Here is a 25,167-nt window from a genome sequence, read left to right on the forward strand (position 1 = left end):
GTAGGCCGCGTTCTCGCGCTTCATCGACGCATCCCTTGCCTGCGCCCTTCGGGCCGCACGGACTGGGTCGGCGATCGCCTGGTACTTGGGCGAGTACTCGGCGTACTCCGCTCGTCGATGGTCCCGAGCGCCTGGGTCTCGACGAGCACCCTTGCGAACGATGTGTTTGCCGAGTTGCACCCGATCCAACCGGACCTGCCGCGATCAGCATCCCTCTGGACTCGCACGCAACCGCCGCGATGGGGTCACCCGCCCGTGGAGCATCGACCAGGGCCGATCTCGGCCCAGCAGCCGGCTTCGAACCAGCCTCGATCAGCCCATAGTGCTGAAATTCTTGCGGACTGTGTGCGGACTGGGAGGGGTCACACCCCCTCTGACCTGCACAAACGCGTCGATTCACACGTTGAAGCGGAACTCCACGACGTCGCCGTCCTGCATGACGTAGTCCTTGCCCTCCATGCGGACCTTGCCGGCCTCCTTGGCCTTGGCCATCGAGCCGAGCTCGACCAGGTCGGCGAAGGAGACGATCTCGGCCTTGATGAAGCCGCGCTGGAAGTCGGTGTGGATCACGCCGGCGGCCTCCGGGGCGGTGGCGCCCTTCGGGATCGTCCAGGCCCGGGTCTCCTTGGGGCCGGCCGTGAGGTAGGTCTGCAGGCCGAGGGTGTCGAAGCCGACCCGGGCGAGCACCTCGAGGCCGGGCTCGTCGACGCCCATCTCGTGCAGCATCTCGCGCGCCTCGTCGTCGTCGCCCAGCTCGACGAGCTCGGCCTCGAACTTCGCGTCGAGGAAGATCGCCTCGGACGGCGCGACGAGGGCGCGCATCTTGTCCTTGAGCGGCTCGTCGGTGAGCTCGTCGGCGTCGCAGTTGAAGACGTAGATGAAGGGCTTGGAGGTCAGCAGCGACAGCTCACGGATCAGGGCCCGGTCGATCTTGGTCGCGATGATCGGCGTACCGGCCTCCAGGGCGGCGAGCGCCTCCTTGGCGGCGGCGAGGTTGGCGGCCAGCTCCTTCTTGCCGCGCGCCTCCTTCTCCAGCCGCGGGATCGCCTTCTCCACCGTCTGCAGGTCGGCGAGGATCAGCTCGGTCTGGATCGTGGAGATGTCGTTGGCGGGGTTGACCTCGCCGTCGACGTGGGTGACGTCCTCGTCGCGGAAGACGCGCGTCACCTGGCAGATCGCCGCCGACTCGCGGATGTGCGCGAGGAACTTGTTGCCCAGGCCCTCACCCTCGGACGCGCCGCGGACGATGCCGGCGATGTCGACGAACTCGACGGTCGCGGGCAGCATCCGCGCCGAGCCGAAGATCTCGGCCAGCTGCGGCAGCCGGTCGTCCGGGACACCCACCACGCCGACGTTGGGCTCGATGGTGGCGAACGGGTAGTTCGCCGCGAGTACGTCGTTCTTGGTCAGCGCGTTGAAGAGGGTGGACTTGCCCGCGTTGGGGAGTCCGACGATGCCGATGGTGAGTGCCACGGGCGGCGAGTCTACGGCGCGGCGGAGGAGCGGCCCGAATCAGCGGGTGGGCCGGATCGGCCCGGCACCGGGCGACACGTCCTCGAGCACCTCGACCTCGTCGCCGACCCGGATCGTCGCCCCCGGGGTGTCGGGCACCAGGTTGATCCCGAACCACACCGCGCCGTCCCAGCGCCGGATCCGCGCCAGGGACCGGATCGGCTCCTTCTCCCGCTCCGCGGTGTCGGGGTCGACCGTGGTGAGCACGCAGCGGGCGCACCCCTTGACCGCGCGGAACACGGCGTCGCCGATGCGGATGCGTCGCCAGTCGTCCTCCGCCCACGGCTCGAAGCCCGCGACCACGACGCTGGGCCGGAACCGGGTCATCGGCAGCGGCTCGCGTCCGGTTTCCGAGGCGGCCAGCACCTCGTCGTTCAGCGCGGCGAGCGACTCCTCGGTGGTCAGCAGCAGCGGGTATCCGTCGGCGAACGCCACCCGGTCGCCGGGCAAGCTGAACGTCGGGCTGGTCGGCCGGCGCGTCGGGTCGTCGAGGTGCACCAGCCGGGCCGTGCTCCCGATCGCCTTGCTGAACCACGCGTCGGCCTCCGGGCCGACCGCGGCCGCCGTGAGGTCGGACGACCAGATCCGGACCGGGACCTGCGTCGCGGGGTCGGGGGTCCGGACCTCCAGCGGCGGGAGGTCCGGCGCGGTGCAACGCAGCCCGGTCGCCGTCAGCTCGGGCGTGACGAGGACCAGCCGGTTGACCTCGCGGGCGGTGATGAAGACGCCCTCCTCGTCCACGAGCATCCAGCGCCGGTCGCCGGCCAGCCCCCACGGCTCGACGACCGCGGACTCCACGGCCTCGCCGCGGCAGGACTTGACGGGGAAGCGATTGATCGCGGAGAGCCGGGGCACGGGGAGCAGGATAGGCGGCCCCTTGGGATAGTCCGGCACGTTCTGGCCGCCCCGTGAGCGATCCCTGCCGGCCAGAACGTGCCGGACTATCCCGATGTGGCGGCTGCCTCAGTGCTGGAGCGTGACCACGCCGCCGTCCTTGCCGCTGGCCCAGCAGGCGCCGCCCACGCACTGCACGGCGTCGAGGTCGAGCGTCGAGAAGGTCTTCCACGTCTTCCCGCCGTCCCTGCTCACGTCGCTGCCCGACGGCCCGACGGCGATGGCCGTGTCCCGGCGCCACCACGTCACGCCGGAGCGGTAGCCACCGAGGTCGCCGGCGTTCTTCCACGTGTTGCCGCGGTTGCGGGAGTACGCCGCGGCGTCGGTGCCGACGTCCTCCTGCTCGAAGTCGCCGCCGACCGCGACGCCGCGCTTCCCGTCGTACGCCATCGAGAAGACGCCGCCCGCCGCGGACGGAGCGATGGTCGACTCGCGCACGGTCCAGGTCTTGCCGAAGTCGGAGCTGACGAAGATGCGCGCGGCTCCCCCGCCCGACGCGAGGTAGGCGCGCTTGCCGCTCGTGACGAGGCAGGTGCCGCTCGCCGCGAACCCGAACTCGCCCTCGACCGCGGCGGGCATGCCGGCCGGGTCGACGACCTTCCAGGTCTCACCGGCGTCGCGGGTGCGCAGGATCCGGAACTTCCCGTCGACCGGGTCGCTCATCGCCAGGCCGCGCCGGCCGTCGTCGTACATCGCCATGCAGTCGTAGAACGCCGACTCGTCCTTGTTGACGAAGGCCTTCTGCCAGGTCCGCCCGCCGTTGGTGGTCCGGTAGATCCGGCTGTCGCGGCCCTCGCCGATGCTCATGGCCAGCGCGGTGCGGTGGTCCTCGGCCTCGATGTCGCGGAAGAGCAGGCCCTTCGCGCCCTTCGGCGAGACGTCGTCCCACGTCTCGCCGCCGTCCCTGGTGCGCCAGACGCCGCCGCCGCTGCCGCCGACCCACGCGGTGTCGGCGTCCACGGCGTCGAGGCCGCGGAGCTGCTGGTCGGTGTCGACGTCGACGTGGTGCCAGGACAGCCGGGGCGCGCGGTCGGGCGCAGCGGAGGTCGGAGCCGCGGTGGCGGCTAGTGGGGCCGCGAGCGCGGCGATGGCCAGGATCCCGAGAGTCTTTCGCATCCTCGCAATCTAGGGTGTGCGTCGTGCGCATCGCCACGTGGAACGTCAACTCACTTCGCTCCCGCATCGACCGCGTCGAGGCGTTCCTCGACCGACACGAGGTCGACGTGCTGGCGGTCCAGGAGACGAAGGCGCGCGAGGACCAGCTGCCGCTGATGGGCCTCCAGGCGCGGGGGTACGACGTCGCGGCGGCGGGCGTCAACCAGTGGAACGGCGTCGCGATCATCAGCCGGGTCGGGCTCGAGGACGTCGAGAGCGGGTTCCCGGGGCAGCCGGGCTGGGGCGAACCCGCGGAGCCCGAGTCGCGCGCGATCGGCGCGACCTGCGGCGGCGTACGCATCTGGTCGCTCTACGTGCCCAACGGCCGCAAGCCCGACGACCCGCACTACGTCTACAAGCTCGACTGGCTGGCGCGGCTGCACGAGGCGGCGTCCGAGTGGCGCGACCAGCCCACCGCGCTCGTCGGCGACTGGAACATCGCCCCGACCGACGACGACGTCTTCGACATCGCACAGTTCGCGAAGTCGACGCACGTGACCCCGCCCGAGCGCGCGGCGTTCCAGGCGTTCCTCGACGACGGGTACGTCGACGTCGTCCGTCCGCACGCACCGGAGCCCGACACCTACACCTATTGGGACTACTACCGGCAGCGCTTCGAGCGCAACCGCGGCATGCGCATCGACTTCGTCCTCGGCTCCGCCCCGTTCGCCGCCCGCGTCACCGGTGGCTTCGTCGACCGCGAGGAGCGCGCCGGCCAGGGCGCGTCCGACCACGCCCCGGTGATCGTCGACCTCGACTGACGGCTAGCCCCGCTGCCCCGTCGAGTCGCGCAGCACCAGCTGGGTGGGCAGCGCGATCCGCGGGGCGTCCTCGGGGCCGCGCGACTCAGCGGTCAGCAGCAGCTCGACCGCGGCGCGGCCGACGTCCACGTGGGCGCCGCCGAGCGTGGTCAATCGCGGCGTGCATACGTCGGCGGCGAAGATGTCGTCGAAGCCGACCACGCTCACGTCCTCCGGCACCCGGACCCCGCGCCGGGCCAGGCGCTGCATGACACCGATCGCGAGCAGGTCGTTGTGGGCGACGATCGCCGTGGCGCCGTCGTTCACCGCGGCGTCGGCCGCGGCCCCGCCCTGCGCGACCTTGGGCGTGAACGGCCCCGCCCGGCGCGCCGCCATCCCCTCCTGCCGCGCGGCGCTGCGCAGCGCGCTCCACCGCGAGTGGGCCATCCAGGAGTTGGGCGGGCCGGCGAGGTAGACCAGCTCGCGGTGGCCGAGCGAGGCGAGGTGGGCCACGATCTGACGGCAGCCCTCGCCGTGGTCGAGCACCACGCTGGTGAGCCCGGCCAGCTCGCGGCTCATCAGTACGACGGGCCGTTGGGCTGCGACCTGCTGGAGGTTCTCGTCCGGCAGCCGGCTCGCCGCGAGCACGAAGCCGTCGACGGCCGGGGACAGGCGCTGGATCTGCTCCCACTCGACCCGCGGTGACTCCTCGGCGTTGACGAGCAGCAGCGTGTACTCCGAGACCCGGGCCCGCATCTCGGCGCCCCGGATCAGCTCGAAGTAGTGGGGGTTGGTGATGTCGGAGACGACCATCGCGACCGTGTGGTGCCGGCCGGACAGCAGCGCCCGTGCGTGCGGGTTGGGCCGGTACCCGAGCTCGGTCGCCACGGCGAGGACCCGGTCGCGCGTCGCCACGGAGACCCGGCCCGGGTTGCTGAACGCGCGCGAGACGGTCGAGGTGGCGACGCCGGCGGCGGTCGCGACGTCGTAGATGGTGGGTCCGGCCACGGGCACAGGAAAGCCGAGCTGGCAACAAGTTGGCAACCCCTTGCCGTCAGTTGCCGCGCCTCCGTACTTTCTGCCGCTGTGACGGTCAACACGCCAACCACCGCGGACCCACCGGAGCGGCACCTGCCGGCCTGGCTGCGCCGCGTCGTGCGCGTCCTCACCGCCATCGAGCTGTCGATCGGGGTCGCCGCGCTGCTGCTGATCTTCGGACTGGTTCTGCTCCAGGCGGCCCAGCGGTACCTCCCGATCGACGGGTGGCCGTGGACCGGCGAGCTCGCCCGGTTCTGCCTGGTCTGGCTGACGTTCGTGGTGGCCGGCGTGCTCGTCACCACCGACTCCCACATCTCCATCGAGATGATCGACATGGTGCCGGGCGACCTGCTGCGCCGGGTCGTGCGGGTCGTCTCCTGCCTCATCGTGGCGCTGATCGGCGTGGGCCTGTGCGCCGAGGCGTGGGAGCTCGTCCAGACCCAGGACATGCTGAAGTCGCCGGGCCTGCGGATGCCGATGTCGTGGCTCTACGCCATCTCGCTGATCGGCTTCGTCAGCGTGGTCCTGCGATCACTCGTCGCCGCCGGGCAGTACGCCGTTCTGGGCGTGCCCGAGCCGACGTACGACGACATCCTCGAGCGGGAGATGCGCACCGAATGAGCATCCTCGTCCTCGGACTCCTGATCACCGCGCTGCTGGTGATCCGCGTCCCCGTCGCGTTCGCGTTCTTCGGGCCCTGCCTGGTCTACATGATGACCAACGACCAGTCCGTCGGGCTGGCGCTGCGCCTGGTGGCCAACTCGACCGCGAGCTTCCCGCTGCTCGCCGTGCCGCTCTTCGTCCTGCTCGGCTCCATCGCCAACCAGGCGGGCATCGCCGACCGGCTCTTCGACTTCGCGCTCGCGCTGCTCGGCCGGGTCCGCGGCAGCCTCGGCTACGTCAGCGTGGGCGTCAGCCTCGGGTTCTCCTGGATGAGCGGCTCGGCCGTGGCCGACGCCGCAGCACTCGGCAAGGTGGAGATCCCGGCGATGCTGCGAGCCGGCTACCCGCGACCGTTCGCGCTCGGCGTCGTGGGCTCCAGCGCACTGATCGCGCCGGTGATGCCGCCCAGCATCCCGGCCGTCATCTACGCGGGCCTGGCGGGCGTGTCGACGGGGGCGCTCTTCGCCGCCTCCGTCGTACCCGCCCTGCTCATGGCCGTCGGCCTGTGCCTGGTCGTCTTCCTGTGGGTACGACGGATGCCGAACCTCGAGCGGACCGAGTTCAGCTGGCGGCGGGTCGGCATCACCGGTCGCCGGGTGCTCGCCCCGCTCGGCGCCCCGGTGATCATCCTCGGCGGCATCCTCGGCGGCATCGTCACGCCCACCGAGGCCGCCGCCGTCGGCGCGCTCTACATGCTGCTGCTCGGCTTCGCCTACCGCACCCTGCACGTGCGGGACCTGCCGAAGGTCCTCGTCGAGGCGACGCTGACCACGGGCAGCATCATGCTGATCGTCGCCTCGGCCAACCTGCTCGGCTACGTGCTCGCCCGCGAGCGGGTCCCCCAGGAGATCTCGGAGTGGATGCTCGGGCTCACGAGCAACCCGACCGTCTTCCTGCTGCTGGTCTTCCTGCTCTCGATGGTGCTCGGCACCGCGCTCGACGCCATCGCCGTGCTGACGCTCACCGTCCCGATCCTGCTGCCGGTCGCGCTGCTGTACGACGTCGACCCGATCGCGCTCGGCGTGCTGATGATCGTGTCGCAGATGATCGGCCTGCTGACCCCGCCCGTGGGCACGGTCATCTTCGTCCTGCAGGCGATCGCGAGGGCGCGGATGTCCGAGGTCTTCTGGGGCTCGCTGCCCTTCCTCGTGCCCCTCTCGCTGCTGTGCCTCGCGATCATCTTCTGGCCCGACGCGATCCTCTACCTGCCCGAGAGGCTCGGACTGTGAGCGCGCCCGGACAGCGCTCCTGGCTCACCGGCCTGATCGGGCACGGGGTCGGCCCCTCGCTCACCCCGGAGATGCACGAGCGCGAGGCCGCGCGACAGGGACTCCGCTACGTCTACAAGGTCATCGAGCTGCCCGACGGCCGGGTCGAGCCGCGCCGGCTCGAGGTGCTCCTGGCGGGTGCGCGGGCGCTCGGGTTCGACGGGCTCAACGTCACCCACCCCGTCAAGCAGGCCATGGTGCCGCTGGTCGACGAGCTGGCACCGGGCGCGACCGCCATCGGCGCCCTCAACACGGTGCTGATCCGGGACGGCCGCACCATCGGCCACAACACGGACGTCACCGGCTTCCGGCGCTCCTTCGCCGACGGGCTGCCCGACGTCGACCGGGACCGCGTGGTGCTGCTCGGCGCCGGCGGGGCCGGCACGGCCGTGGCGCATGCCCTGGCCGATCTCGGCGCACGCCGCCTGGCCGTCGTCGACCCCGACACCTCCCGGGCGCAGGCGCTCGCCGACACGATGCGACGTACGCCGATCGAGCTCGACCTCGTCGCCGCGACCCGCGACGGCGTGGCGGACGCGGTCCGCGGGGCCGCCGGACTGGTCAACGCGACCCCCGTGGGCATGGCCGCCCACCCCGGCACGCCGGTCGCCACCGACCTCCTGCGACCCGGGCTCTGGGTCGCCGACATCGTCTACCGCCCGCTGGACACGACACTCCTCGGCGCCGCGCGCGCCGCGGGCTGCACCGTCCTGGCCGGCGCCGGGATGGCGGTGCACCAGGCGGCCGATGCGTTCGAGCTGATCACCGGCCGGCCGGCCGATCGCGCCGCGATGCAGCGCGACTTCGACGAGCTCGTGGCCGCGGAGAAGAAGACGTCGGGGGACACAACTCGCGACACTGGAGAAAGGAAAGGCTGATGGCACAGCGCAATCTCAGGACGGGACTCGCGGCAAGCCTGCTCGCACTTCCCCTGGCCCTGGCCGCCTGCGGCGACGACGAGGAGGGCGGCGGTGGCGAGGAGTCCGGAGGGGACGTCACCCTCCAGCTCGCCCACAGCTACACCGAGGACCAGCCGCAGCACCGCTGCGGCGCCCAGGTGATCGCGGACGAGGTCGCGAACGCCGACGTCGGGCTGACGGTCGAGATCTTCCCGGCCAGCCAGCTCGGGGCGGACGCCGACCGGATCGCGTCGGTGGTGTCCGGCGACATCGACATGGACATCCAGGGCGCGTCCGCGCTCGGCGCGGTCTACGAGCCCGTGGCGGTGCTCGACGCGGCGTACGCCTTCGACGACAGCGAGCACCTCGCCCGCTTCTTCGACGGCGACGCCTCCGACGAGGTGCTCCAGGGCTTCGAGGACGAGACCGGCGTGCACACGCTGGGCGCGTGGTCGGCCGGCATGCGCCAGTTCACCGCCAACGACCCGATCCGGGAGCCGGGCGACCTCGACGGGCTGCGGATGCGCTTCCCGAACTCCCCGCAGTTCCTCATGAACGCCGAGGCGCTCGGCGCCGACGCGACCGAGGTCGCCTACGAGGAGCTCTTCCTGGCGCTCCAGCAGGGCACGGTCGACGGGCAGGAGAACCCGATCACCAACATCGCGGCCAGCAGCCTCCAGGACGTCCAGGACTACATCTCGATGTCCAACCACCAGGCGAACTCCAACCTGGTGATCATCGGCGGCGACTCGTGGTCCGGCCTCGATGCGGAGCAGCAGGACGCCCTGACCGCCGCCGTCGACGCGGCCGAGCAGCAAGTCCCCGACTGCGTGGCCGAGGACGAGGAGGCGACGCTCGCCGAGTGGAAGGAGAGCGGCGACATGGAGGTCGTCGAGGACGTCGACGTCGAGGCGTTCCGCAGCCAGGCCGACGCCTACCTCCGCGAGAACTTCAACGAGGAGCAGCTCGCCGTCTACGACGCGATCCGCGGGGAGGCCCAGTGACCCTCGCCGGAGCACGCGGGTGAGCACGCCGGAGGTGCAGACCTTCCGGGGCCCGGTAGGTCCCGGAGACCTCGGCACGACGCTCATCCACGAGCACGTGTTCGTCCACCAGCCGGAGCTGGATCTCGACCTCCCCCATCCCGAGTGGAGCGAGGACGTCGCGATCGAGACCGCGGTCGGAGGACTCGAGCGGCTGTGGGACCTCGGGGTCCGCACGGTCGTCGACCTCACGGTCCTCGGCATCGGTCGCGACGTCGGCCGGGTCGCCCGCGTGGCCGAGCGGGTGCGCGTGCAGCTGGTCGCGTCGACCGGCTACTACACGGCCAACGCGCTCCCGTCGTACTTCTCGACCCACGGTCCGGGCCGGCTGCTCGGCGGCCCGGACCCGCTGGTCGAGCTCTTCGTCCGGGACATCGAGGTGGGCATCGCGAGCACCGCGGTGCGGGCGGGCATGCTCAAGGTCGTCACCGACCTGCCCGGCATCACGCCCGACGTGCAGCGGGTGATGGAGGCCGCGACGGCCGCGCACCTGCGCACCGGCGTGCCGATCACGACCCACACCCATGCCCCGTCGCGCAACGGCCGCGACCAGCTGACGTTCTTCCGCGACCGCGGGGTCGCGCCCGACCGGCTGGTGATCGGCCACTGCGGGGACAGCGAGGACCTCGACTACCTGCGCGAGCTGATGGACGCCGGCGCGACGATCGGGATGGACCGGTTCGGGATGGAGCACGTGCTGACCGACGAGGCGCGGGTGCGAACCGTGCTCACCCTGCTGCGCGAGGGGTACGCCGACCGGATGGTGCTGTCGCACGACGCGGCGTACTTCAGCCGCGTGACGCCGCCGTCGTGGCGCGCGGAGCACGTGCCGCACTGGAACCACGAGAACATCTCGCGCCGGATCCTCCCCCGCCTGCTCGAGGGCGGCGCGACCGACGAGCAGGTCCACCAGCTGATGGTGCTCAACCCCGCACGGGTCCTGACGCCGTCGGCACCCACGGAGCAGTGATGCGCACCTCGATCGCGACGGTCTGCCTCAGCGGCACCCTGACCGAGAAGCTGCACGCCGCCGCCGAGGCCGGCTTCGACGGCGTGGAGATCTTCGAGCCCGACCTGGTCGCGTCGCCGGCCAGCCCGGAGGAGGTCGTCGCGCTCGCGGACCGGCTCGGCCTCTCGCTCGACCTCTACCAGCCGTTCCGCGACGCCGAGGGCGTCAGCGAGGACGAGTTCGCGGCCGTGCTGCGCCGGGCCCGCGCGAAGTTCGCCCTGATGCAGCGGCTCGGCATCGACACCATGCTGGTGTGCAGCAACGTCGGCGCCGCCACGATCGACGACGACGAGGTGTCGGCCGACCAGCTGCGCCGGCTCGGCGACGCCGCCGCCGAGCACGGCGTCCGGATCGCCTACGAGGCGCTCGCCTGGGGCCGGTACGTCGACGACTACCGCCGCGCCTGGCGCATCGTCGAGCTCGCCGACCACGACGCCGTCGGCGTCTGCCTCGACAGCTTCCACATCCTGTCCCGCGACCACGATCCCGCGGCGATCGAGGACATCCCCGGGTCGAAGATCTTCTACCTCCAGCTCGCCGACGCCCCGGCGCTCACCATGGACGTGCTGTCGTGGTCGCGCCACCACCGCCTCTTCCCCGGCGAGGGCGCCTTCGACCTCGGCGCCTTCGTCACCCACGTCCTGCGCGCGGGGTACGACGGACCGCTGTCGCTCGAGGTCTTCAACGACGTCTTCCGGCAGACCGACGTCGTGCGGACCGCCCGCCAGGCCCGCCGTTCGCTCACCTGGCTGGCGGACCTGGTCGGCGCCCAGCCGCTGCCCGCCGTCGCCGAACCCGCCGGCTTCGACTTCGTCGAGGTGCGGGCCGAGGACACCGGGGAGGCCGACGTGCTCCTGCAGCAGCTCGGGTTCACGTTCCGGGGGCGCCACCGCAGCAAGGACGCCCGGCTGTGGAGCGAGGGACCGGCCCGCGTGGTCTGCAACGAGCACTCCCGCGACCGCACCCCGACGCTCGCCGCCGTCGGCTTCGAGGTCGAGCGGCCGCCCGTCTCGGCCGAACGGGCCCGGGCGCTGCGCGCGCCGACGGTCTACCGCCGCACGCTCGCGAACGAGCAGGAGCTCCCCGCCTTCCGCGCCCCGGACGGCACCGAGGTCTTCCTCGGCCCGGTCTCCGCCGGTGACGACGCACCCTGGGTGCCGGAGTTCGAGGGCGGGCACCAGCCCGGCCCGGCCCTGCTGACCGGCATCGACCACGTCAACCTCGCCGAGTCGTGGCAGTGCTTCGACGAGGCGGTCCTCTTCTACAGCAGCGTCCTGGGTCTCGCCGCCGACCCGAGCCAGGAGGTCCCGGCCCCCAACGGCCTGGTCCGCAGCCAGGTCGTCCGGTCCACGACGGGCGCCTGCCGCCTCGCCCTCAACGTCGCCCCGCTCGCCTGGGACCGGTCGTCGGGCTTCCCCCAGCACGTCGCCTTCGCGACCGACGACGTCGTCGCCGTCGCCCGCCGCGCGATCGAGCGGGGGCTGGTGCCGCTGGCCGTCCCGCGCAACTACTACGACGACCTCCAGGCCCGGTTCGGGCTGTCGACCGAGCAGGTGCGGGAGATGGCCGAGCTCGGCCTGCTGCACGACCGCGACCCGAGCGGGGACTTCACGCACTTCTACACCGAGACCGTCGGCGGGGTGTTCTTCGAGGTCGTGCAGCGACGCGGCGGCTACGACGGCTACGGCGCGCCGAACGCCGGCGTACGCCTCGCCGCCCAGCACCTCCGCGCGGGCGCCGAGGGTCAGCGCACCACGCGGTAGCGCACGTGGGTCGCGTACGGCGAGTGCTCGGCCTCGACGATCTCCAGCCGCGGCGCGATCGACCCGTCGAAGATCCGCTCACCGCCGCCGAGCACGTCCGGCGCGACGTCGAGGACCAGCTCGTCGAGCTCGCCCGCCGCCAGCGCCTGGCGCAAGGCCGAGGCGCCGCCGGCGATCAGCACGTCACCGTCGCCGACCTCGCGGGCGCGGGCCAGCGCGGCCTCGAACCCGTCGGTCACGAAGTGGAAGGTCGTGCCGCCGGCCATCTCGATCGGGTCGTGCGCGTGGTGGGTGAGCACGAAGACCGGTGCGTGGTACGGCGGCTCGTCGCCCCACCAGCCGCGCCACTCCCCGTCGTACGTCTCCCACCCGCCCCGCACCGGGCCGAACATGTTGCGGCCCATCACGTAGGCGTCGCGCGGCCGCGCGAGATCCTCGCGCCACCGGCGGTCGACCTCGGTGGCGTCGTCCGCGAACATCCACCGGTGCAGCTCCTCGCCGCCCCGGCCGAGCGGCTGCTCCAGCGTCTGGTCGGGGCCGGCCATGCAGCCGTCCAGGGACACGGTGACGTGCGCGGACGTGAAGGTCATGCCACTCCGACCCGCCGGGCGCGTCGGACTCATCGGCCTCCGACGGACTGTCGGTGGTCGCCCCCATGCTGGGGTGCATGGAGATCCTGACGCTCTTCCTCACGCTCCTGGTGGGCCTCGCCCTGGGAGTGGTCGTCGGGCTGCTCTGGTCGCGCTCGCGCCCCGCGGCGATGCAGCGGTACGCCGCCGGCGTCGTCGACCAGGCCGAGGTGATGCAGGGCCTCGACCGGCTCAGCGACCAGATGCACCACCTCGACCGCGCGCGGGCGAGTTGGCAGGGCCAGTTCGACGCCCAGGTGTCGCAGCTCCAGCGCGAGACCCGGTCGCTGTCGACCGCGCTCCGCAAGCCGCAGGTCCGCGGCCGCTGGGGCGAGCTCCACCTGCGTCGCGCGGTCGAGCTCGCCGGACTCGTCGACCGCTGCGACTTCGCCGAGCAGGTGCGGCTCGACGACGGCCTCCGACGGCCCGACCTGGTCGTCCGCCTGGTCGGCGGTCGCAGCGTGGTGGTCGACGCCAAGGTGCCGCTCGACGCCTACCTCGACGCGACGTCCACCGACGAGCCCGAGGAGCACCGCCGCCACCTGGCCCGCCACGCCGCGCAGCTGCGCACCCACGTCGACGCGCTGGGCGGCAAGCGCTACTGGCGGTCGCTGCCCGAGAGCCCCGAGTTCGTGGTGCTCTTCGTGCCGGCCGAGTCCTTCCTCGCCGCGGCGCTCGAGGCCGAGCCGTCGCTGATCGAGTACGCCGCGGAGCGGGAGGTCGTGCTCGCGACGCCGACCACCCTCATCGCGCTGCTGCGCACGATCGCGCACGGCTGGAGCCACGAGGCGCTCGCCGACCAGGCCCGCGACATCCACCGCCTCGGCCGGGAGCTCCACGAGCGCCTGACCAGCATGAACGGCCACCTCGACCAGCTCGGCCGCTCGCTCAACGCGGCCGTCGGCCACTACAACCAGACCGTCGGCTCGCTCGAGTCGCGGGTGCTGGTCTCGGCCCGCCGCTTCGGCGACCTGCCCGCGCCGCGGCAGGTCGAGGTCACCACCCGCTCCGTCGGGATCGCCTCCCTGCGCGCGGTCGACCGGCGCGCCGCCGATGACGACGACGCCGCGGACCCTAGCGTGGCCTTGTGAGCCAGCGGACCCTCTGGGAGGAGGGGCACGAGTCCGGTCGCCAGGTGGCCGTCCTCGGGGTGGCGGTCACGCTGACCGTCGCCCTGCTCGACCTGCTCGCGTTCGGCGAGCTGACCGTGCTGTTCGACATCTGCTTCGTGCTGATCTGCCTGACCCTCGCGCTGCTGGTCCGGCCGCGCGACTTCTTCACGGTCGGCGTGATGCCGCCCCTGCTCATGGTCGGCGTCTTCACGTTCCTCGGCGTGATCCGGCCCGCCGCCATCGCCGACAGCGGCGACGGCGTGGTGCAGGCCGTCGTGAGCGGCCTCGGCCACCACGCGGGCGCGCTGATCATCGGCTACTCGCTGAGCCTGGGCGTGCTCGCCGTACGCCACCGGGTGATCAACCGGCACCGGCTCCAGCGGGCCTAGGAGCCTGCTAGGCCGCGAACCGGCTCGGATCGCCGGCGCCGACGCGCACCACCTCGGGGTAGCCCTCCGACCAGTCGATCACCGTCGTCGGCTCGGGCCGGGTCTCCCCCGCCTCGACCACGATGTCGACCTCGTGGTCGAGCTCCTCCTTGATCTCCCAGCCCTGGTCGCGCGGCTCGGACTCCCCCGGCAGGATCAGCGTGCTCGTGAGCAGCGGCTCCCCGAGCTCGGCGAGCAGGGCCTGCACGAAGACGTGGTCGGGGATCCGGACGCCGACCGTCCGCTTCTTCGGGTGCATCAGCCGCCGCGGGACCTCCGGCGTCGCCGGGAGGATGAACGTGTACGCCCCGGGGGTCGCGGCCTTGATCGCCCGGAAGGCCGCGTTGTCGATGTGCACGAACTGGCCGAGCTGGGCGAAGTCCTTGCACATCAGCGTGAAGTGGTGCCGGTCGTCGAGGCCGCGGATGCGCAGGATCCGGTCGCGGCCGTCGCGGTTGCCGGGCCGGCAGCCGAGCGCGTAGCCCGAGTCGGTCGGGTAGGCGATCAGCTGGTCGTCACGCAACGCGTCGGCGATCTGGCCGAGCAGCCGGGGCTGGGGGTTGTCCGGGTGGACGTCGAGATAGCGGGCCATCTGCTCAGGCGCGGCCGGCGGCCTTGAGGTCGCGGCGCAGCTCCTTCGGCAGCGCGAAGATCAGCGACTCCTCGGCGCTGTGCACGGCCTGCGCGTCCGGGTAGCCGCGCTCGGCGAGGTAGGCGAGCACGCCCTGCACCAGCGCCTCCGGCACGCTCGCGCCGGAGGTCACGCTGACCGTGCGGACGCCGTCGAGCCAGGCGTCGTCGATCTCGGAGGCGTCGTCGACGCGGTAAGACGAGCCGGCGCCGGCCTCGAGCGCGACCTCGACCAGGCGCACGGAGTTCGAGGAGTTGCCGGAGCCGACCACGATGACGAGGTCGGACTCCTTCGCGATCTCCTTGACCGCGAGCTGGCGGTTCTGGGTCGCGTAGCAGATGTCGTCGCTCGGCGGGTCCAGCAGGTCGGGGAACCGCTCGCGGATCGCGGCGACGGTCTCGAGGGTCTCGTCGACCGAGAGCGTGGTCTGCGAGAGCCAGGCGACCCGCTTCGGGTCGCGGACGACGATGCCGGGCACGTCGGCGGGGCTCTGGACCAGCTGGATGTGGTCGGGCGCCTCGCCCGCCGTACCCTCGACCTCCTCGTGGCCGGCGTGGCCGATGAGCAGGATGTCGTAGTCCTCGTTGGCGAACCGCCGCGCCTCGTGGTGCACCTTGGTCACCAGCGGGCAGGTCGCGTCGATGGTCTTGAGGGACCGGTCCTCGGCCTGCCGGTGCACCTCCGGCGAGACGCCGTGGGCGGAGAACACCACGGTCTCCCCGGCCGGGACCTCCTCGAGCTCCTCGACGAAGATCGCGCCGCGCGACTCGAGGTCGGCGACGACGTGCTTGTTGTGGACGATCTGCTTGCGCACGTAGACGGGGGCGCCGTACAGGTCGAGCGCCTTCTCCACCGTGATGACCGCCCGGTCGACGCCGGCGCAGTAGCCCCGGGGCGCCGCCAGCAGGACGGCCTTGTCGGCCTCCTCCGGCGACAGGATCGGCGGCATGCCCATGTCGGTCGTCATGTGTCCCAGTCTAGGGAGGTCGGCGGTATCCCCTAATCTCCCGGGCATGGCCCTCGACACGTCTCCCGAGTCGCCGGCGCCGGTCCGCCAGATCGCCAACGCGATCGCGGGCTGGGTCGACCGGCTCGGCGCGGTGTGGGTCGAGGGGCAGGTCGCACAGGTCAGCCGGCGCCCCGGCATGAACACCGTCTTCATGACGCTGCGCGACGCGGTCGCCGACATCTCGCTGACCGTCACCTGCTCGCGCACCCTCTTCGACGGGCTCAACCCACCGCTGGTCGAGGGCGCCTCGATCGTCGTCCACGCGAAGCCCTCCTACTACGCCAACCGCGGCACGATCTCGCTCTACGCCCGCGACATCCGGATGGTCGGCCTCGGCGAGCTGCTCGCCCGGCTCGAGCGACGCCGTCAGCTGCTGGCCGCGGAGGGGCTGTTCGCGGCGGAGCTCAAACGGTCGCTGCCGTTCCTGCCCGGCACGGTCGGGCTGGTCACGGCGCCCAACAGCGCGGCCGAGCGCGACGTGCTCGACAACGCGAAGCGGCGCTGGCCCGCCGTCCGCTTCGAGGTCGCGTACGCCGCGATGCAGGGCCCGCGCTCGGCGGCCGAGGTGATCGAGGCGGTCGAGCGCCTCGACCGCAACGCCGCCGTCGAGGTCATCGTGGTGGCCCGTGGCGGCGGCTCGGTCGAGGACCTGCTGCCGTTCTCCGACGAGGCCCTGATCCGCGCGGTCGCCAAGGTGCGGACGCCGGTCGTCTCGGCGATCGGCCACGAGCCCGACCAGCCGCTCCTCGACCTGGTCGCCGACGTCCGCGCCTCCACGCCGACCGACGCCGCGAAGCTCGTCGTACCCGACGTCGCCGAGGAGGTCCGCAACGTCGTCCACGCGAGCGAGCGCATGCGGGGCGCCCTGGCCGGGTGGATCGCGCGCGAGCAGACGGCCCTCGACGCGCTGCGGTCGCGCCCGGCGCTGGCCGACCCGCGCACCCTGCTCGACGCCCGGCTCGACGAGGTCCACCAGCTGCGCGACCGGGCCCGCCGCACGTTCGAGCACCGCCTCGACCGCGCCGCCGACGACATCGACCACCAGCGCGCCCGCGCCCGGGCGCTGTCGCCGCTCGCGACGCTGCAGCGCGGGTACGCCGTACTCCAGGACGCCGACGGCCACGTCGTCACCTCGGTCGCCGGCGTCGCCGCGAAGCAGAGGATCAGCGTCCGGGTCGCCGACGGCCGCGTGCACGCCACCACCACGAGCACCGAGACGATCGATGGGGAGACCGATGGCCCAGAAGAAGAGTGACGAGACGCCCTCCTACGAGGAGGCTCGCCAGGAGCTGATCGAGGTGGTCCGTGCGCTCGAGGCCGGCGGCACCACCCTCGAGGAGTCCCTCGCCCTCTGGGAGCGCGGCGAGCACCTCGCCACGGTCTGCCAGGACTGGCTCGACGGCGCCCGCCAGCGCCTCGACGCCGCGATCGAGTCCGACGACACCGACGCCGACTGATCTCAGGGCTCGAGCTTCTCCGTCGTCAGCGACTCGACGAAGGTCCGGAGCGTGTCGGGGTCACCGGAACTGTAGACGAGCACGGTGTCGTCGCCGATCTCGGTGGTCCAGGCGTGGTCGTCGTCGGTGTCCTCCCAGCCCGCCCAGGTGCCGAGCTCGGTGGTGAGCGTCTGGTCGGTCTCGGTCACGCCATCGCCGACGTAGGTGCCGAGCAGGTCCCGCTCGGAGTCGTCCGCCTGGTGGATCCCGGCCGTGCGCTCGTCGTCGGTGGTGAAGACCATGTCGACGACCGGCCGGTCACCGGACTGGAACGACGCGTCCTTCACCGACCAGCCCTCCGGGAGCTCGGGCGGGTAGACCGGCTCCAGCCCGAGCTGCTGGATGCTGACGACCATCTCGCGGTAGTCGATGTCCGCCGGCTCGTACTCGGGGGTGTCGCGGAACGTGCCGCGGAAGACGATGATCCCGAAGACGACCAGCACCAGCACGATCATCGAGCCGACGAGGCCGCCGAACGACCGCTGGTAGCGACCGGGCTTGCCCGTCGGCGCCGTCTCACTCACCCCCACATCCTCACAGGTGGGTGCACCCAGCCGTGTCCTAGGGTGCGTCTCCTCATCCGGCGCCGTCGCGAGCGGGGTTTCGCGCCGTATCTGGCAAGGCGGAGGTGCGAAGGCGGGACGGAGTCCCGACGAGTCGCCGACAACGCCGCCAGATCGGATGCGAAGGCCCGCGCAGCAGGCGCTCTCGGATGAGGAGTCGTGCCCTAGGGTCTGCCCGTGCCCGGCGTCGACGTGATCCCCGTCGCGGCGCTCGCGGCCCTGCTGGTCACGGCGTACGTCCACCCGCGCGGCCGCGTCGAGGCGCTCGTAGGGCTCGCGGCGGCGGCGGTGACGCTCGCGACCGGCCTCCTGGCGTGGTCGGACGTCGAGGACACCGTGCGCCACCTCGGCCCGGTCGTGCTGTTCCTCGTCACGATCCTCGTCGTCGCCGACGTCTGCGGGCGGGCCGGCCTGTTCCGCGCCGCCGCTGCCCGTGTCCGCGAAGTGGCCCACGGTCGACCGCTGGCGATCTTCACCGGGATCTTCCTGCTCGCGGCCGCGGTCACCGCCGTGCTCAGCCTCGACGCCACGGTCGTGCTGCTGACCCCGGTAGCCGTCGCGGTCGCCACCAGCACCGGTACGTCCTACCGCCCGGCCGCGCACGCCTGCCTGCGGATGGCGAACTCGGCGTCCCTGCTGCTCCCGGTCTCGAACCTGACCAATCTGCTGGCGATGCCGCACCTCGACCTCACGTTCGGGCGGTTCGCCCTGGTGATGGCGCCGGTGCTCGCGGTCGTGCTCGTGGTCGAGTACGTCGGGCTGCGGCTGCTCTTCCGGCGCGACCTCGCCCAGCGGCCGGTGTCCGCACCCGGGACCGGGCGAGAGCCCCTGCCGACCGTCCCGCTGGCGGTCGTCGCGCTGATGCTGGTGGGCTTCGGGGCCGGGTCCCCCTTCGGCGTCGAGCCCTTCTGGATCTCCGGCCTCGCCGCCGTCGTCCTGGTCGCCTGGGCCCGGCGGCAGGGCCTGCTGGTGGTCCGCGACGCCGTCAACGCCGCGCACCCGGCGTTCGCGCTGTTCGTCCTCTGCCTCGGCATCGTGGTCGCCGCGATCTCGACCGGCTTCCTCGGCGACCGGGTGGCCGACCTGCTGCCGGCCGGCACCGGCTTCGGCGCGCTCCTGGCCATCGCGCTGCTCGCCACCGTGCTCGCCAACCTGCTCACCAACCTGTCTGCCACGCTCCTGCTCGTCCCCCTGCTCGCGCCGCTGGGTGACACGGCGGTGCTCGCCGCGCTCCTCGGGCTGAACATCGGGTCCGGCCTCAGCTACACGGGGTCGCTGGCCAACCTCCTGTGGCGCCGCGGCATGGTGCGCCTGGGCCACCCACCGTCGCTGCGCGAGTTCCACCGGGTCTCCCTCGCGATCACCCCAGTCAGCCTGATCTCCGCAGTTGCGGCGTTGTCACTGGTCAGATGACCGCAGATGCGGCATGATCCCCGCGTGACGACGTACCGGATCGCGGAGGCCGCCGAGCTGCTCGGCGTCAGCGACGACACCATGCGCCGCTGGGTCGAGGCCGGCCGGGTCGCCAGCACGAAGGAGGACGGCCGCACGGTCGTCCCGGGCGCCGACCTGGCGACGCTCGCGGAGTCGCTGGCCGACCACCCCGACCGGGAGGCCACCCGCGCGGCCGCCGTGAGCGCGCGCAACCGGCTCTCGGGGATCGTCACCAAGGTCGTCAAGGACCGGGTGATGGCCCAGGTCGAGCTGGTCTGCGGCCCCTACCGGATGGTCTCGCTGATGAGCACCGAGGCGGCCGAGGAGCTCGGCCTCGAGCCCGGCGTGCGAGCCATCGCGTCCGTCAAGTCGACCAACGTCGTCGTGGAGCGCCCGTGAAGAAGATCCTCCTGCCCGCCGTCCTCGCCCTGGCTCTCCCCCTCGTCGCCTGCGGGGGTGACGACGAGGGGGACGAGGGCGGGTCGACCACGTTGACCGTGTACGCCGCGGCGTCGCTGACGTCGACGTTCGAGCAGATCGGCGACGAGTTCGAGGCGGAGCACGACGGCGTCGAGGTCGAGTCCAGCTTCGGCGGCTCCTCCGACCTGGTCACCCAGATCCAGGAGGGCGCCCCCGCCGACGTCTTCGCGTCCGCCGACACCGCGAACATGGACAAGCTCGTCGACGCCGACCTGGCCGGCGAGGACCCGCAGGACTTCGCGACCAACGTCCTCGAGATCGCAACTCCGCCGGACAACCCCGCCGGGGTGGAGAGCTTCCAGGACCTCGGCGAGCAGGGCCTCCAGCTCGTCGTCTGCGCCCCCGAGGTGCCGTGCGGCGCGGCCACCCAGACCATGGCCGACGACCTCGGCGTGACGCTGAGCCCGGTCAGCGAGGAGGAGTCGGTCACCGACGTGCTCGCCAAGGTGACCTCCGGCGAGGCCGACGCCGGCGTGGTCTACGTGACCGACGTGACCGCCGCCGGCGACGACGTGCACGGCGTGCCGTTCCCGGAGTCCGCGGACGTCGTGAACACCTACCCGATCGCGCCGGTCGCGGACAGCGAGAACGCCGACCTCGCGGCGGACTTCATCGAGTTCGTGCTCGGCGACACGGGCCAGCATGTCCTCCAGGACGCCGGCTTCGGGCAGCCTTAGGCGCGTGACTCGCCGCGAACGGCACGTCGGGCTCCCCGGCTGGATCTTCGTCCCCGCCGCCCTCGGTGCGGCGCTGGTGCTGCTCCCGCTCGCCGGGATGGTCTCCCGGGTCGACTGGACCAGCTTCTGGTCGCTGGTCACGTCCGACGCCGCGCTGACCGCACTGTGGCTGAGCCTGCGTACGTCGGCCGCCGCGACCCTGCTCTGCCTCGCCCTGGGCGTCCCGATGGCCGTGGTGCTCGCGCGCACCCGCTTCCGCGGCCAGGGCGTCGTCCGGTCGCTGGTGCTGCTCCCACTCGTGCTGCCACCCGTGGTCGGCGGCATCGCGCTGCTCTACACGTTCGGCCGGCGCGGTCTCATCGGTGAGCAGCTGGACGCGCTCGGCGTCCAGGTCGCGTTCTCGACGATCGCGGTCGTGCTCGCCCAGACCTTCGTCGCGCTGCCGTTCCTGGTCGTCAGCCTGGAGGGCGCGCTGCGCACCGCGGGCGAGCGCTACGAGGTCGTCGCCGCCTCCCTCGGCGCCCGGCCGACGACCGTCTTCCGGCGGGTGACGCTGCCGCTGGTCCTGCCCGGCCTGGTGTCGGGTGCGGTGCTGTCGTTCGCCCGGGCGCTCGGCGAGTTCGGTGCCACGATCACCTTCGCCGGCAGCCTGGAGGGCACGACCCGCACCCTGCCGCTCTACGTCTACAACCTACGGGTCACCGACCCGGACGCCGCCGTCGCGATGTCGCTGGTGCTGGTGCTGGTCGCCGTGCTGGTGATCGCGTTCGCCCGTCCCGGACGGAGCGTCGCATGAGCACGGGCCTCGAGCTGGCAGCGACCGTCGCCGCCCGCGGTGTCGACGTGGCGCTCGACGTCGCCGAGGGCGAGACCGTCGCGGTCCTGGGACCCAACGGCGCCGGCAAGTCGACCCTGCTCGCGGTCGCGGCCGGACTGCTGCGGCCGGACTCGGGACGGGTCGTCCTCGACGGCACCCCGCTCACCGACCCGCGCACCTGGGTGCCGCCGCACGCGCGCCGGATCGCCCTGCTGGCCCAGGACCCGCTGCTGTTCCCGCACCTGAGCGTGCTGGAGAACGTCGCCTTCGGCCCGCGCAGCTCCGGAGTCCATCGCCGGGACGCACGCGAGCGCGCCCACCGGTGGCTCGACGAGGTCGGGATCGCCGACCTGGCCGGCCGCCGCCCCGGCCAGCTCTCCGGGGGCCAGGCCCAGCGGGTCGCGATCGCCCGGGCCCTCGCCGCCGAGCCCCGGCTGCTGCTGCTCGACGAGCCGATGGCCGCGCTCGACGTCGCCGTACGCCCCGCGCTCCGGCAGACCCTGCGGCGGGTGCTCGCCGAGCGGTCCGTCGTGCTGGTCTCCCACGACGCCCTCGACGCGCTGCTCCTCGCCGACCGCGTCGTGGTGGTCGAGGGCGGCCGGGTGGTCGAGGAGGGCCTCACCCAGGCGGTGCTGACCCGGCCGCGCAGCACGTTCGCCGCCCGGATCGCGGGCCTGAACGCCGTCCGCGGCACCTGGCGGGAGGACGCCGTCCACGGCCCCGGCGGCACCGAGGTCAAGGGACTGACGACCGGCCCGGCGCCGGACGCCGGCGATCCCGTGGTCGCGGTCTTCCGGCCCAGCGCGGTCTCGGTCTACCGCGACCTCCCGGCGGGCAGCCCCCGCAACGTCGTCACGACCACGGTCACCGACCTGGAGCCCCTGGGGGACCGGGTGCGGGTGCACGCGGGAGAGCTGGCGGCCGACGTCACCCCGCTCGCGGCGGCCGAGCTCGACCTGGTGCCGGGACTTCGCGTGGTGTTCAGCGTCAAGGCGACGGAGGTCTCTGTGTACCGCGTCTGAGCACCGATAGAGTCGCCGCCATGACCGAAAGCCTGTCCGTCGATCCGCAGCGGCCCGATCGCAACCTCGCCCTCGAGCTGGTCCGGGTGACCGAGGCGGCCGCCATGGCCGCCGGCCGGTGGGTGGGCCGGGGCGACAAGAACGGCGCCGACGGCGTCGCGGTCAACGCGATGCGGGTGATGATCTCGACGATCGGCATGGACGGCGTCGTCGTCATCGGCGAGGGCGAGAAGGACAACGCCCCGATGCTCTACAACGGCGAGAGCGTCGGCGACGGCTCCGGTCCGGAGTGCGACGTCGCGGTCGACCCCATCGACGGCACCACGCTGACCGCGAAGGGCATGACCAACGCGGTGTCGGTGCTGGCGGTCTCCCCGCGCGGCTCGATGTACGACCCGTCCGCGGTCTTCTACATGGAGAAGCTGGTCACCGGTCCCGAGGCGGCCGACGTCGTCGACATCCGCCTCCCGGTCGCCGAGAACATCCACCAGGTCGCCAAGGCCAAGGGCAAGGACCCCCGCGACGTCACGGTCGTCCTGCTCGACCGCCCGCGGCACGCCGCCCTGGTCGAGGAGATCCGCGCGACCGGCGCGATGATCAAGTTCATCACCGACGGCGACGTCGCGGGCGCGATCATGGCCGCGCGCCCCGAGACCGGCATCGACCTGCTGATGGGCATCGGCGGCACCCCCGAGGGCATCATCAGCGCCTGCGCCATGAAGTCGCTCGGTGGCACGATCCAGGGCCGGCTGTGGCCCCAGGACGACGACGAGCGGCAGAAGGCGATCGACGCCGGCCACGTGCTCGACCCCGACCACGTCCTGACCACCGACATGCTGGTCACCGGCGACGACTGCTTCTTCGTGGCCACCGGCATCACCGACGGCGAGCTGCTCCGCGGCGTCCGCTACCGGGCCGGCGGGGTGACCACGCACTCGCTGGTGATGCGCTCGCGCAGCGGCACGATCCGGTCGATCACCTCGGAGCACCAGCTCCAGAAGCTACGCGCTTTTGCCGCGATCGACTTCGACGGCTGAGGACGACGTACCGAGCAGGCTGTCGCACACCACGTCGACGACGCGGGGGTCCCACGCCATGCCCAGGTGGGACGCGGCCACCTCGACGGCGTGGGCGAGCGGGTCGACGCAGGCCCGCCAGTCGACGATGCCGTCGCGCCGGGAGTAGATCGCGGTGAAGCCGACGCCGGGCGGCACCGGCACGCGGCTCTCCTCGAAGCTCCGCCGGGCACACGACCCGGCCACGCACTCCTCCGCCATCAGGCCGGGTACGCCGGCCCGGCTGAGCCGCACCAGCAGGTCGACGCTCGCGCTGAGAGAGCGGTGGTGGGCGCCCGGCGCGAGCATCGGGCTCCCCATCGTCACGATGTTGGACACCAGGTCGGGGCGGCGTACGGCGATCCCGCGGGCGAGCATGCCGCCGAGGCTGTGCCCGACGATCTGCACCCGCGAGTCGCGCCGCATCGCGATCGACTCCAGCCGCGCCTCGAGCTGGTCTGCGGCCGTGCGGGTGCAGCCGACGTTGGCGTGGATGTGGGACCGGTAGGTGCGGAACCCCCGCGCGCGCAGCGCCCGCGACATCAGTCCGAGCGTGCCGTCGCCGGCGAGGAACCCCGGCACGAGCAGCACCGGGTCGCCCAGGCGCGACGTCACGCGGGCGGCGTACGGCGTGTCGCGGCGGGTGCGCCGGTCGCCGGCCGCGCGGAGCGCGAACCGGCCGATCTCGACCACCGCGCTCCCCTCGCGCAGCACCGCTGCTGCACCGGGAGCGGCGAAGCCGTCCGGCAGCAGGAAGTCCGCGAGAGCGGTCGCGTGCATGTGAGCCACGTTACGTCCGGTACCCCCTGACCGGATGCGAATGCGGGCGCGTCGTGTCGGTTTTTCCCTCAACTGGTTGAATTCGAGCATGCAGTCCCCCGTCGAGGTCGCGGTGTCCGAGGAGCTCTTCGCCCCGGTCGCGAGCGGCGCCGAGCTCTGCTACCAGACCTTCGGCAGCCCCGACGGCGACCCGTTGCTGCTGGTGATGGGGCTCGGGGCGCCGATGACCTGGTGGAACCCGGAGCTGTGCTCCGAGCTGGCCCGGGCCGGCTTCTACGTCGTGCGCTTCGACAACCGCGACGCGGGCCGCTCGACGGTGCTCGACGGCCGGGTCTCGCGGGCGGCCCTGGTGCGGGCGTTCGCCGGCGGTCGGGTGCGCGCGCCGTACCTGCTCACGGACCTGGCCGACGACGCCTTCGGGCTGCTCGACCACCTCGGACTGGACTCCGCGCACGTCGTGGGCGTGTCGATGGGCGGGATGATCGCGCAGACGATGGCGATCGCGCGACCCGAGCGGGTCGACTCCCTGACCAGCATCATGTCGACGACCGGGAAGCGGAGCGTCGGCTGGCAGCACCCGTCGCTGCTCCCCCGGATGATCGCACCGCGCCGCGCCGGCCGGGAGGCGTACGTCGCGGGCAGCATGGTCTTCGCGCGACTGACCGGCTCCCCGGCCTACCCCGAGCCGGCGGACGCGATGCGCCTTCGCTTCGAGGAGACCTGGGACCGCGGCGTGCACCCCGAGGGCGTCCTGCGCCAGATGCTGGCCGTGGTGACCCAGCCCAACCGGGGCGCCCGGCTGCGCGGCGTACGCGTGCCCACCCTCGTGGTCCACGGCCTCGCCGACCGGATGGTCCACGTCTCCGGCGGCCGGGCGACGGCCGCCGCGATCCCCGGCGCCGAGCTGCTGCTCATCGACGGCATGGGCCACGACCTGCCCGTGCCCCTCCACGAGACCTTCGTCAACGCCATCCGGCGTACGGCTGACCGCACCTGACGCTGCCTCGCGGTGGTTGAGGTGCGAAGGCGCCCTGGCGCCTGAGCCTCGAA

The 25,167-nt window shown here is 72.6% G+C and carries 27 protein-coding genes; 18 read left to right on the forward strand and 9 right to left on the reverse strand.

Annotation, left to right across the window (positions count from 1 at the left end; all coding sequences use genetic code 11):
• Positions 1–396: 396 nt before the first annotated feature.
• The 3 genes from ychF to ACFQQI_RS09305 all read right to left on the reverse strand — a co-directional run bounded on the left by ychF (position 397) and on the right by ACFQQI_RS09305 (position 3,522).
• Positions 397–1,473 carry a redox-regulated ATPase YchF gene (gene ychF, locus ACFQQI_RS09295; RefSeq protein ID WP_378561337.1) on the reverse strand — a complete coding sequence of 359 codons (1,077 nt, stop codon included), beginning with the start codon at positions 1,471–1,473 and terminating at the stop codon, positions 397–399.
• A 39-nt stretch (positions 1,474–1,512) separates the two neighbouring features.
• Complete coding sequence (locus tag ACFQQI_RS09300; RefSeq protein WP_378561340.1) at positions 1,513–2,367, reverse strand: MOSC domain-containing protein; 855 nt, start codon at positions 2,365–2,367, stop codon at positions 1,513–1,515.
• Positions 2,368–2,475: 108 nt separating this feature from the next.
• Positions 2,476–3,522: a WD40/YVTN/BNR-like repeat-containing protein gene (locus tag ACFQQI_RS09305; protein ID WP_378561343.1), complete on the reverse strand. Its 1,047-nt coding sequence runs from the start codon at positions 3,520–3,522 to the stop codon at positions 2,476–2,478.
• A 23-nt stretch (positions 3,523–3,545) separates the two neighbouring features.
• Between ACFQQI_RS09305 and ACFQQI_RS09310 the strand changes: the two genes are divergently transcribed.
• Positions 3,546–4,322, forward strand: a complete 777-nt coding sequence (locus ACFQQI_RS09310; RefSeq protein ID WP_378561346.1) for an exodeoxyribonuclease III — start codon at positions 3,546–3,548, stop codon at positions 4,320–4,322.
• Between the two features lie 3 nt (positions 4,323–4,325).
• Here the strand turns inward: ACFQQI_RS09310 and ACFQQI_RS09315 are convergent, their stop codons facing one another.
• Positions 4,326–5,309 (reverse strand): LacI family DNA-binding transcriptional regulator, encoded by a 984-nt coding sequence (locus tag ACFQQI_RS09315; RefSeq protein ID WP_378561349.1) that lies wholly within the window; start codon positions 5,307–5,309, stop codon positions 4,326–4,328.
• 78 nt (positions 5,310–5,387) lie between these two features.
• Here ACFQQI_RS09315 and ACFQQI_RS09320 point away from each other — a divergent pair, with 78 nt between their 5' ends.
• Genes ACFQQI_RS09320 through ACFQQI_RS09345 form a run of 6 tightly spaced genes read left to right on the forward strand, consistent with a single transcriptional unit; the run spans position 5,388 to position 11,984 of the window.
• Positions 5,388–5,960: a TRAP transporter small permease gene (locus ACFQQI_RS09320; RefSeq protein WP_378561352.1), complete on the forward strand. Its 573-nt coding sequence runs from the start codon at positions 5,388–5,390 to the stop codon at positions 5,958–5,960.
• Positions 5,957–7,231 carry a TRAP transporter large permease gene (locus ACFQQI_RS09325; RefSeq protein WP_378561355.1) on the forward strand — a complete coding sequence of 425 codons (1,275 nt, stop codon included), beginning with the start codon at positions 5,957–5,959 and terminating at the stop codon, positions 7,229–7,231. Before ACFQQI_RS09320 ends, ACFQQI_RS09325 begins: the two co-directional genes overlap by 4 nt.
• On the forward strand, positions 7,228–8,148 hold the full coding sequence (locus ACFQQI_RS09330; protein WP_378561358.1) for a shikimate dehydrogenase: 921 nt from the start codon (positions 7,228–7,230) through the stop codon (positions 8,146–8,148). Before ACFQQI_RS09325 ends, ACFQQI_RS09330 begins: the two co-directional genes overlap by 4 nt.
• Positions 8,148–9,173, forward strand: a complete 1,026-nt coding sequence (locus ACFQQI_RS09335; protein WP_378561361.1) for a DctP family TRAP transporter solute-binding subunit — start codon at positions 8,148–8,150, stop codon at positions 9,171–9,173. Before ACFQQI_RS09330 ends, ACFQQI_RS09335 begins: the two co-directional genes overlap by 1 nt.
• A gap of 19 nt (positions 9,174–9,192) precedes the next feature.
• Positions 9,193–10,182 carry a phosphotriesterase gene (locus ACFQQI_RS09340; RefSeq protein ID WP_378561364.1) on the forward strand — a complete coding sequence of 330 codons (990 nt, stop codon included), beginning with the start codon at positions 9,193–9,195 and terminating at the stop codon, positions 10,180–10,182.
• A complete protein-coding gene (locus ACFQQI_RS09345) occupies positions 10,182–11,984 on the forward strand; it encodes a bifunctional sugar phosphate isomerase/epimerase/4-hydroxyphenylpyruvate dioxygenase family protein (protein WP_378561367.1) in 1,803 nt (600 codons plus the stop codon). The genes ACFQQI_RS09340 and ACFQQI_RS09345 overlap by 1 nt, the downstream gene beginning before the upstream one ends.
• On the opposite strand, the gene ACFQQI_RS09350 is transcribed toward ACFQQI_RS09345, so the two are convergent.
• Entirely contained in the window at positions 11,966–12,574 is a 609-nt protein-coding gene (locus ACFQQI_RS09350; RefSeq protein ID WP_378561370.1) for a dihydrofolate reductase family protein, read from the reverse strand. The two genes, ACFQQI_RS09345 and ACFQQI_RS09350, sit on opposite strands and share 19 nt — an antisense overlap.
• A gap of 77 nt (positions 12,575–12,651) precedes the next feature.
• Here ACFQQI_RS09350 and ACFQQI_RS09355 point away from each other — a divergent pair, with 77 nt between their 5' ends.
• Both ACFQQI_RS09355 and ACFQQI_RS09360 read left to right on the forward strand, forming a co-directional pair.
• Entirely contained in the window at positions 12,652–13,704 is a 1,053-nt protein-coding gene (locus tag ACFQQI_RS09355) for a DNA recombination protein RmuC (protein WP_378561373.1), read from the forward strand.
• On the forward strand, positions 13,701–14,114 hold the full coding sequence (locus tag ACFQQI_RS09360; RefSeq protein WP_378561377.1) for a DUF6542 domain-containing protein: 414 nt from the start codon (positions 13,701–13,703) through the stop codon (positions 14,112–14,114). Before ACFQQI_RS09355 ends, ACFQQI_RS09360 begins: the two co-directional genes overlap by 4 nt.
• 7 nt (positions 14,115–14,121) lie before the next feature.
• Here ACFQQI_RS09360 and ACFQQI_RS09365 read toward each other — a convergent pair whose 3' ends face one another.
• Together ACFQQI_RS09365 and ACFQQI_RS09370 are read right to left on the reverse strand one after the other, a co-directional pair.
• Positions 14,122–14,745, reverse strand: coding sequence for an L-threonylcarbamoyladenylate synthase (locus tag ACFQQI_RS09365; RefSeq protein WP_378561380.1), 624 nt, complete (start codon positions 14,743–14,745; stop codon positions 14,122–14,124).
• A gap of 4 nt (positions 14,746–14,749) precedes the next feature.
• The gene (locus ACFQQI_RS09370; protein WP_378561383.1) at positions 14,750–15,751 is read right to left on the reverse strand and encodes a 4-hydroxy-3-methylbut-2-enyl diphosphate reductase; all 1,002 of its coding nucleotides are present in this window, start codon (positions 15,749–15,751) and stop codon (positions 14,750–14,752) included.
• 46 nt (positions 15,752–15,797) lie between these two features.
• On the opposite strand from ACFQQI_RS09370, the gene xseA reads away from it, so the two are divergent.
• Positions 15,798–17,048, forward strand: coding sequence for an exodeoxyribonuclease VII large subunit (gene xseA / locus ACFQQI_RS09375; RefSeq protein ID WP_378561386.1), 1,251 nt, complete (start codon positions 15,798–15,800; stop codon positions 17,046–17,048).
• Positions 17,029–17,250, forward strand: coding sequence for an exodeoxyribonuclease VII small subunit (locus tag ACFQQI_RS09380; RefSeq protein ID WP_378561389.1), 222 nt, complete (start codon positions 17,029–17,031; stop codon positions 17,248–17,250). Before xseA ends, ACFQQI_RS09380 begins: the two co-directional genes overlap by 20 nt.
• Positions 17,251–17,252: 2 nt before the next feature.
• Here ACFQQI_RS09380 and ACFQQI_RS09385 read toward each other — a convergent pair whose 3' ends face one another.
• Entirely contained in the window at positions 17,253–17,813 is a 561-nt protein-coding gene (locus ACFQQI_RS09385; RefSeq protein ID WP_378561392.1) for a DUF4245 family protein, read from the reverse strand.
• A gap of 216 nt (positions 17,814–18,029) precedes the next feature.
• On the opposite strand from ACFQQI_RS09385, the gene ACFQQI_RS09390 reads away from it, so the two are divergent.
• Genes ACFQQI_RS09390 through glpX form a run of 6 tightly spaced genes read left to right on the forward strand, consistent with a single transcriptional unit; the run spans position 18,030 to position 23,319 of the window.
• The gene (locus tag ACFQQI_RS09390) at positions 18,030–19,265 is read left to right on the forward strand and encodes an SLC13 family permease (RefSeq protein WP_378561395.1); all 1,236 of its coding nucleotides are present in this window, start codon (positions 18,030–18,032) and stop codon (positions 19,263–19,265) included.
• Between the two features lie 6 nt (positions 19,266–19,271).
• Positions 19,272–19,685, forward strand: coding sequence for a molybdopterin-binding protein (locus tag ACFQQI_RS09395; protein ID WP_378561398.1), 414 nt, complete (start codon positions 19,272–19,274; stop codon positions 19,683–19,685).
• Positions 19,682–20,443, forward strand: a complete 762-nt coding sequence (modA, locus tag ACFQQI_RS09400) for a molybdate ABC transporter substrate-binding protein (protein ID WP_378561401.1) — start codon at positions 19,682–19,684, stop codon at positions 20,441–20,443. Before ACFQQI_RS09395 ends, modA begins: the two co-directional genes overlap by 4 nt.
• Before the next feature lie 4 nt (positions 20,444–20,447).
• Positions 20,448–21,239 (forward strand): ABC transporter permease, encoded by a 792-nt coding sequence (locus ACFQQI_RS09405; protein WP_378561404.1) that lies wholly within the window; start codon positions 20,448–20,450, stop codon positions 21,237–21,239.
• Positions 21,236–22,282: a sulfate/molybdate ABC transporter ATP-binding protein gene (locus ACFQQI_RS09410; protein WP_378561407.1), complete on the forward strand. Its 1,047-nt coding sequence runs from the start codon at positions 21,236–21,238 to the stop codon at positions 22,280–22,282. The genes ACFQQI_RS09405 and ACFQQI_RS09410 overlap by 4 nt, the downstream gene beginning before the upstream one ends.
• Positions 22,283–22,302: 20 nt before the next feature.
• Complete coding sequence (glpX, locus tag ACFQQI_RS09415) at positions 22,303–23,319, forward strand: class II fructose-bisphosphatase (protein ID WP_378561410.1); 1,017 nt, start codon at positions 22,303–22,305, stop codon at positions 23,317–23,319.
• Here glpX and ACFQQI_RS09420 read toward each other — a convergent pair.
• The gene (locus ACFQQI_RS09420) at positions 23,284–24,117 is read right to left on the reverse strand and encodes an esterase/lipase family protein (protein WP_378561413.1); all 834 of its coding nucleotides are present in this window, start codon (positions 24,115–24,117) and stop codon (positions 23,284–23,286) included. The two genes, glpX and ACFQQI_RS09420, sit on opposite strands and share 36 nt — an antisense overlap.
• Positions 24,118–24,205: 88 nt before the next feature.
• On the opposite strand from ACFQQI_RS09420, the gene ACFQQI_RS09425 reads away from it, so the two are divergent.
• Positions 24,206–25,114, forward strand: a complete 909-nt coding sequence (locus ACFQQI_RS09425; RefSeq protein WP_378561416.1) for an alpha/beta fold hydrolase — start codon at positions 24,206–24,208, stop codon at positions 25,112–25,114.
• Positions 25,115–25,167: the final 53 nt, after the last annotated feature.

The sequence above is a fragment of the Nocardioides sp. GCM10030259 genome (genome assembly GCF_042666375.1).
In the GTDB taxonomy this organism is placed as follows: domain Bacteria; phylum Actinomycetota; class Actinomycetes; order Propionibacteriales; family Nocardioidaceae; genus Nocardioides.

Excerpts from the sequence above, each read along its gene's own strand:
- ACFQQI_RS09395 (WP_378561398.1), top strand. The coding sequence starts at position 19,272 with ATGCGGCATGATCCCCGCGTGACGACGTACCGGATCGCGGAGGCCGCC.
- glpX (WP_378561410.1), top strand. The coding sequence starts at position 22,303 with ATGACCGAAAGCCTGTCCGTCGATCCGCAGCGGCCCGATCGCAACCTC.
- ACFQQI_RS09425 (WP_378561416.1), top strand. The coding sequence starts at position 24,206 with ATGCAGTCCCCCGTCGAGGTCGCGGTGTCCGAGGAGCTCTTCGCCCCG.
- ACFQQI_RS09335 (WP_378561361.1), top strand. The coding sequence starts at position 8,148 with ATGGCACAGCGCAATCTCAGGACGGGACTCGCGGCAAGCCTGCTCGCA.
- ACFQQI_RS09355 (WP_378561373.1), top strand. The coding sequence starts at position 12,652 with ATGGAGATCCTGACGCTCTTCCTCACGCTCCTGGTGGGCCTCGCCCTG.
- ACFQQI_RS09370 (WP_378561383.1), bottom strand. The coding sequence starts at position 15,751 with ATGACGACCGACATGGGCATGCCGCCGATCCTGTCGCCGGAGGAGGCC.
- ACFQQI_RS09345 (WP_378561367.1), top strand. The coding sequence starts at position 10,182 with ATGCGCACCTCGATCGCGACGGTCTGCCTCAGCGGCACCCTGACCGAG.
- ACFQQI_RS09350 (WP_378561370.1), bottom strand. The coding sequence starts at position 12,574 with ATGACCTTCACGTCCGCGCACGTCACCGTGTCCCTGGACGGCTGCATG.
- xseA (WP_378561386.1), top strand. The coding sequence starts at position 15,798 with ATGGCCCTCGACACGTCTCCCGAGTCGCCGGCGCCGGTCCGCCAGATC.
- ACFQQI_RS09325 (WP_378561355.1), top strand. The coding sequence starts at position 5,957 with ATGAGCATCCTCGTCCTCGGACTCCTGATCACCGCGCTGCTGGTGATC.
- ACFQQI_RS09380 (WP_378561389.1), top strand. The coding sequence starts at position 17,029 with ATGGCCCAGAAGAAGAGTGACGAGACGCCCTCCTACGAGGAGGCTCGC.
- ACFQQI_RS09410 (WP_378561407.1), top strand. The coding sequence starts at position 21,236 with ATGAGCACGGGCCTCGAGCTGGCAGCGACCGTCGCCGCCCGCGGTGTC.
- ACFQQI_RS09305 (WP_378561343.1), bottom strand. The coding sequence starts at position 3,522 with ATGCGAAAGACTCTCGGGATCCTGGCCATCGCCGCGCTCGCGGCCCCA.
- ACFQQI_RS09420 (WP_378561413.1), bottom strand. The coding sequence starts at position 24,117 with ATGCACGCGACCGCTCTCGCGGACTTCCTGCTGCCGGACGGCTTCGCC.
- ACFQQI_RS09365 (WP_378561380.1), bottom strand. The coding sequence starts at position 14,745 with ATGGCCCGCTATCTCGACGTCCACCCGGACAACCCCCAGCCCCGGCTG.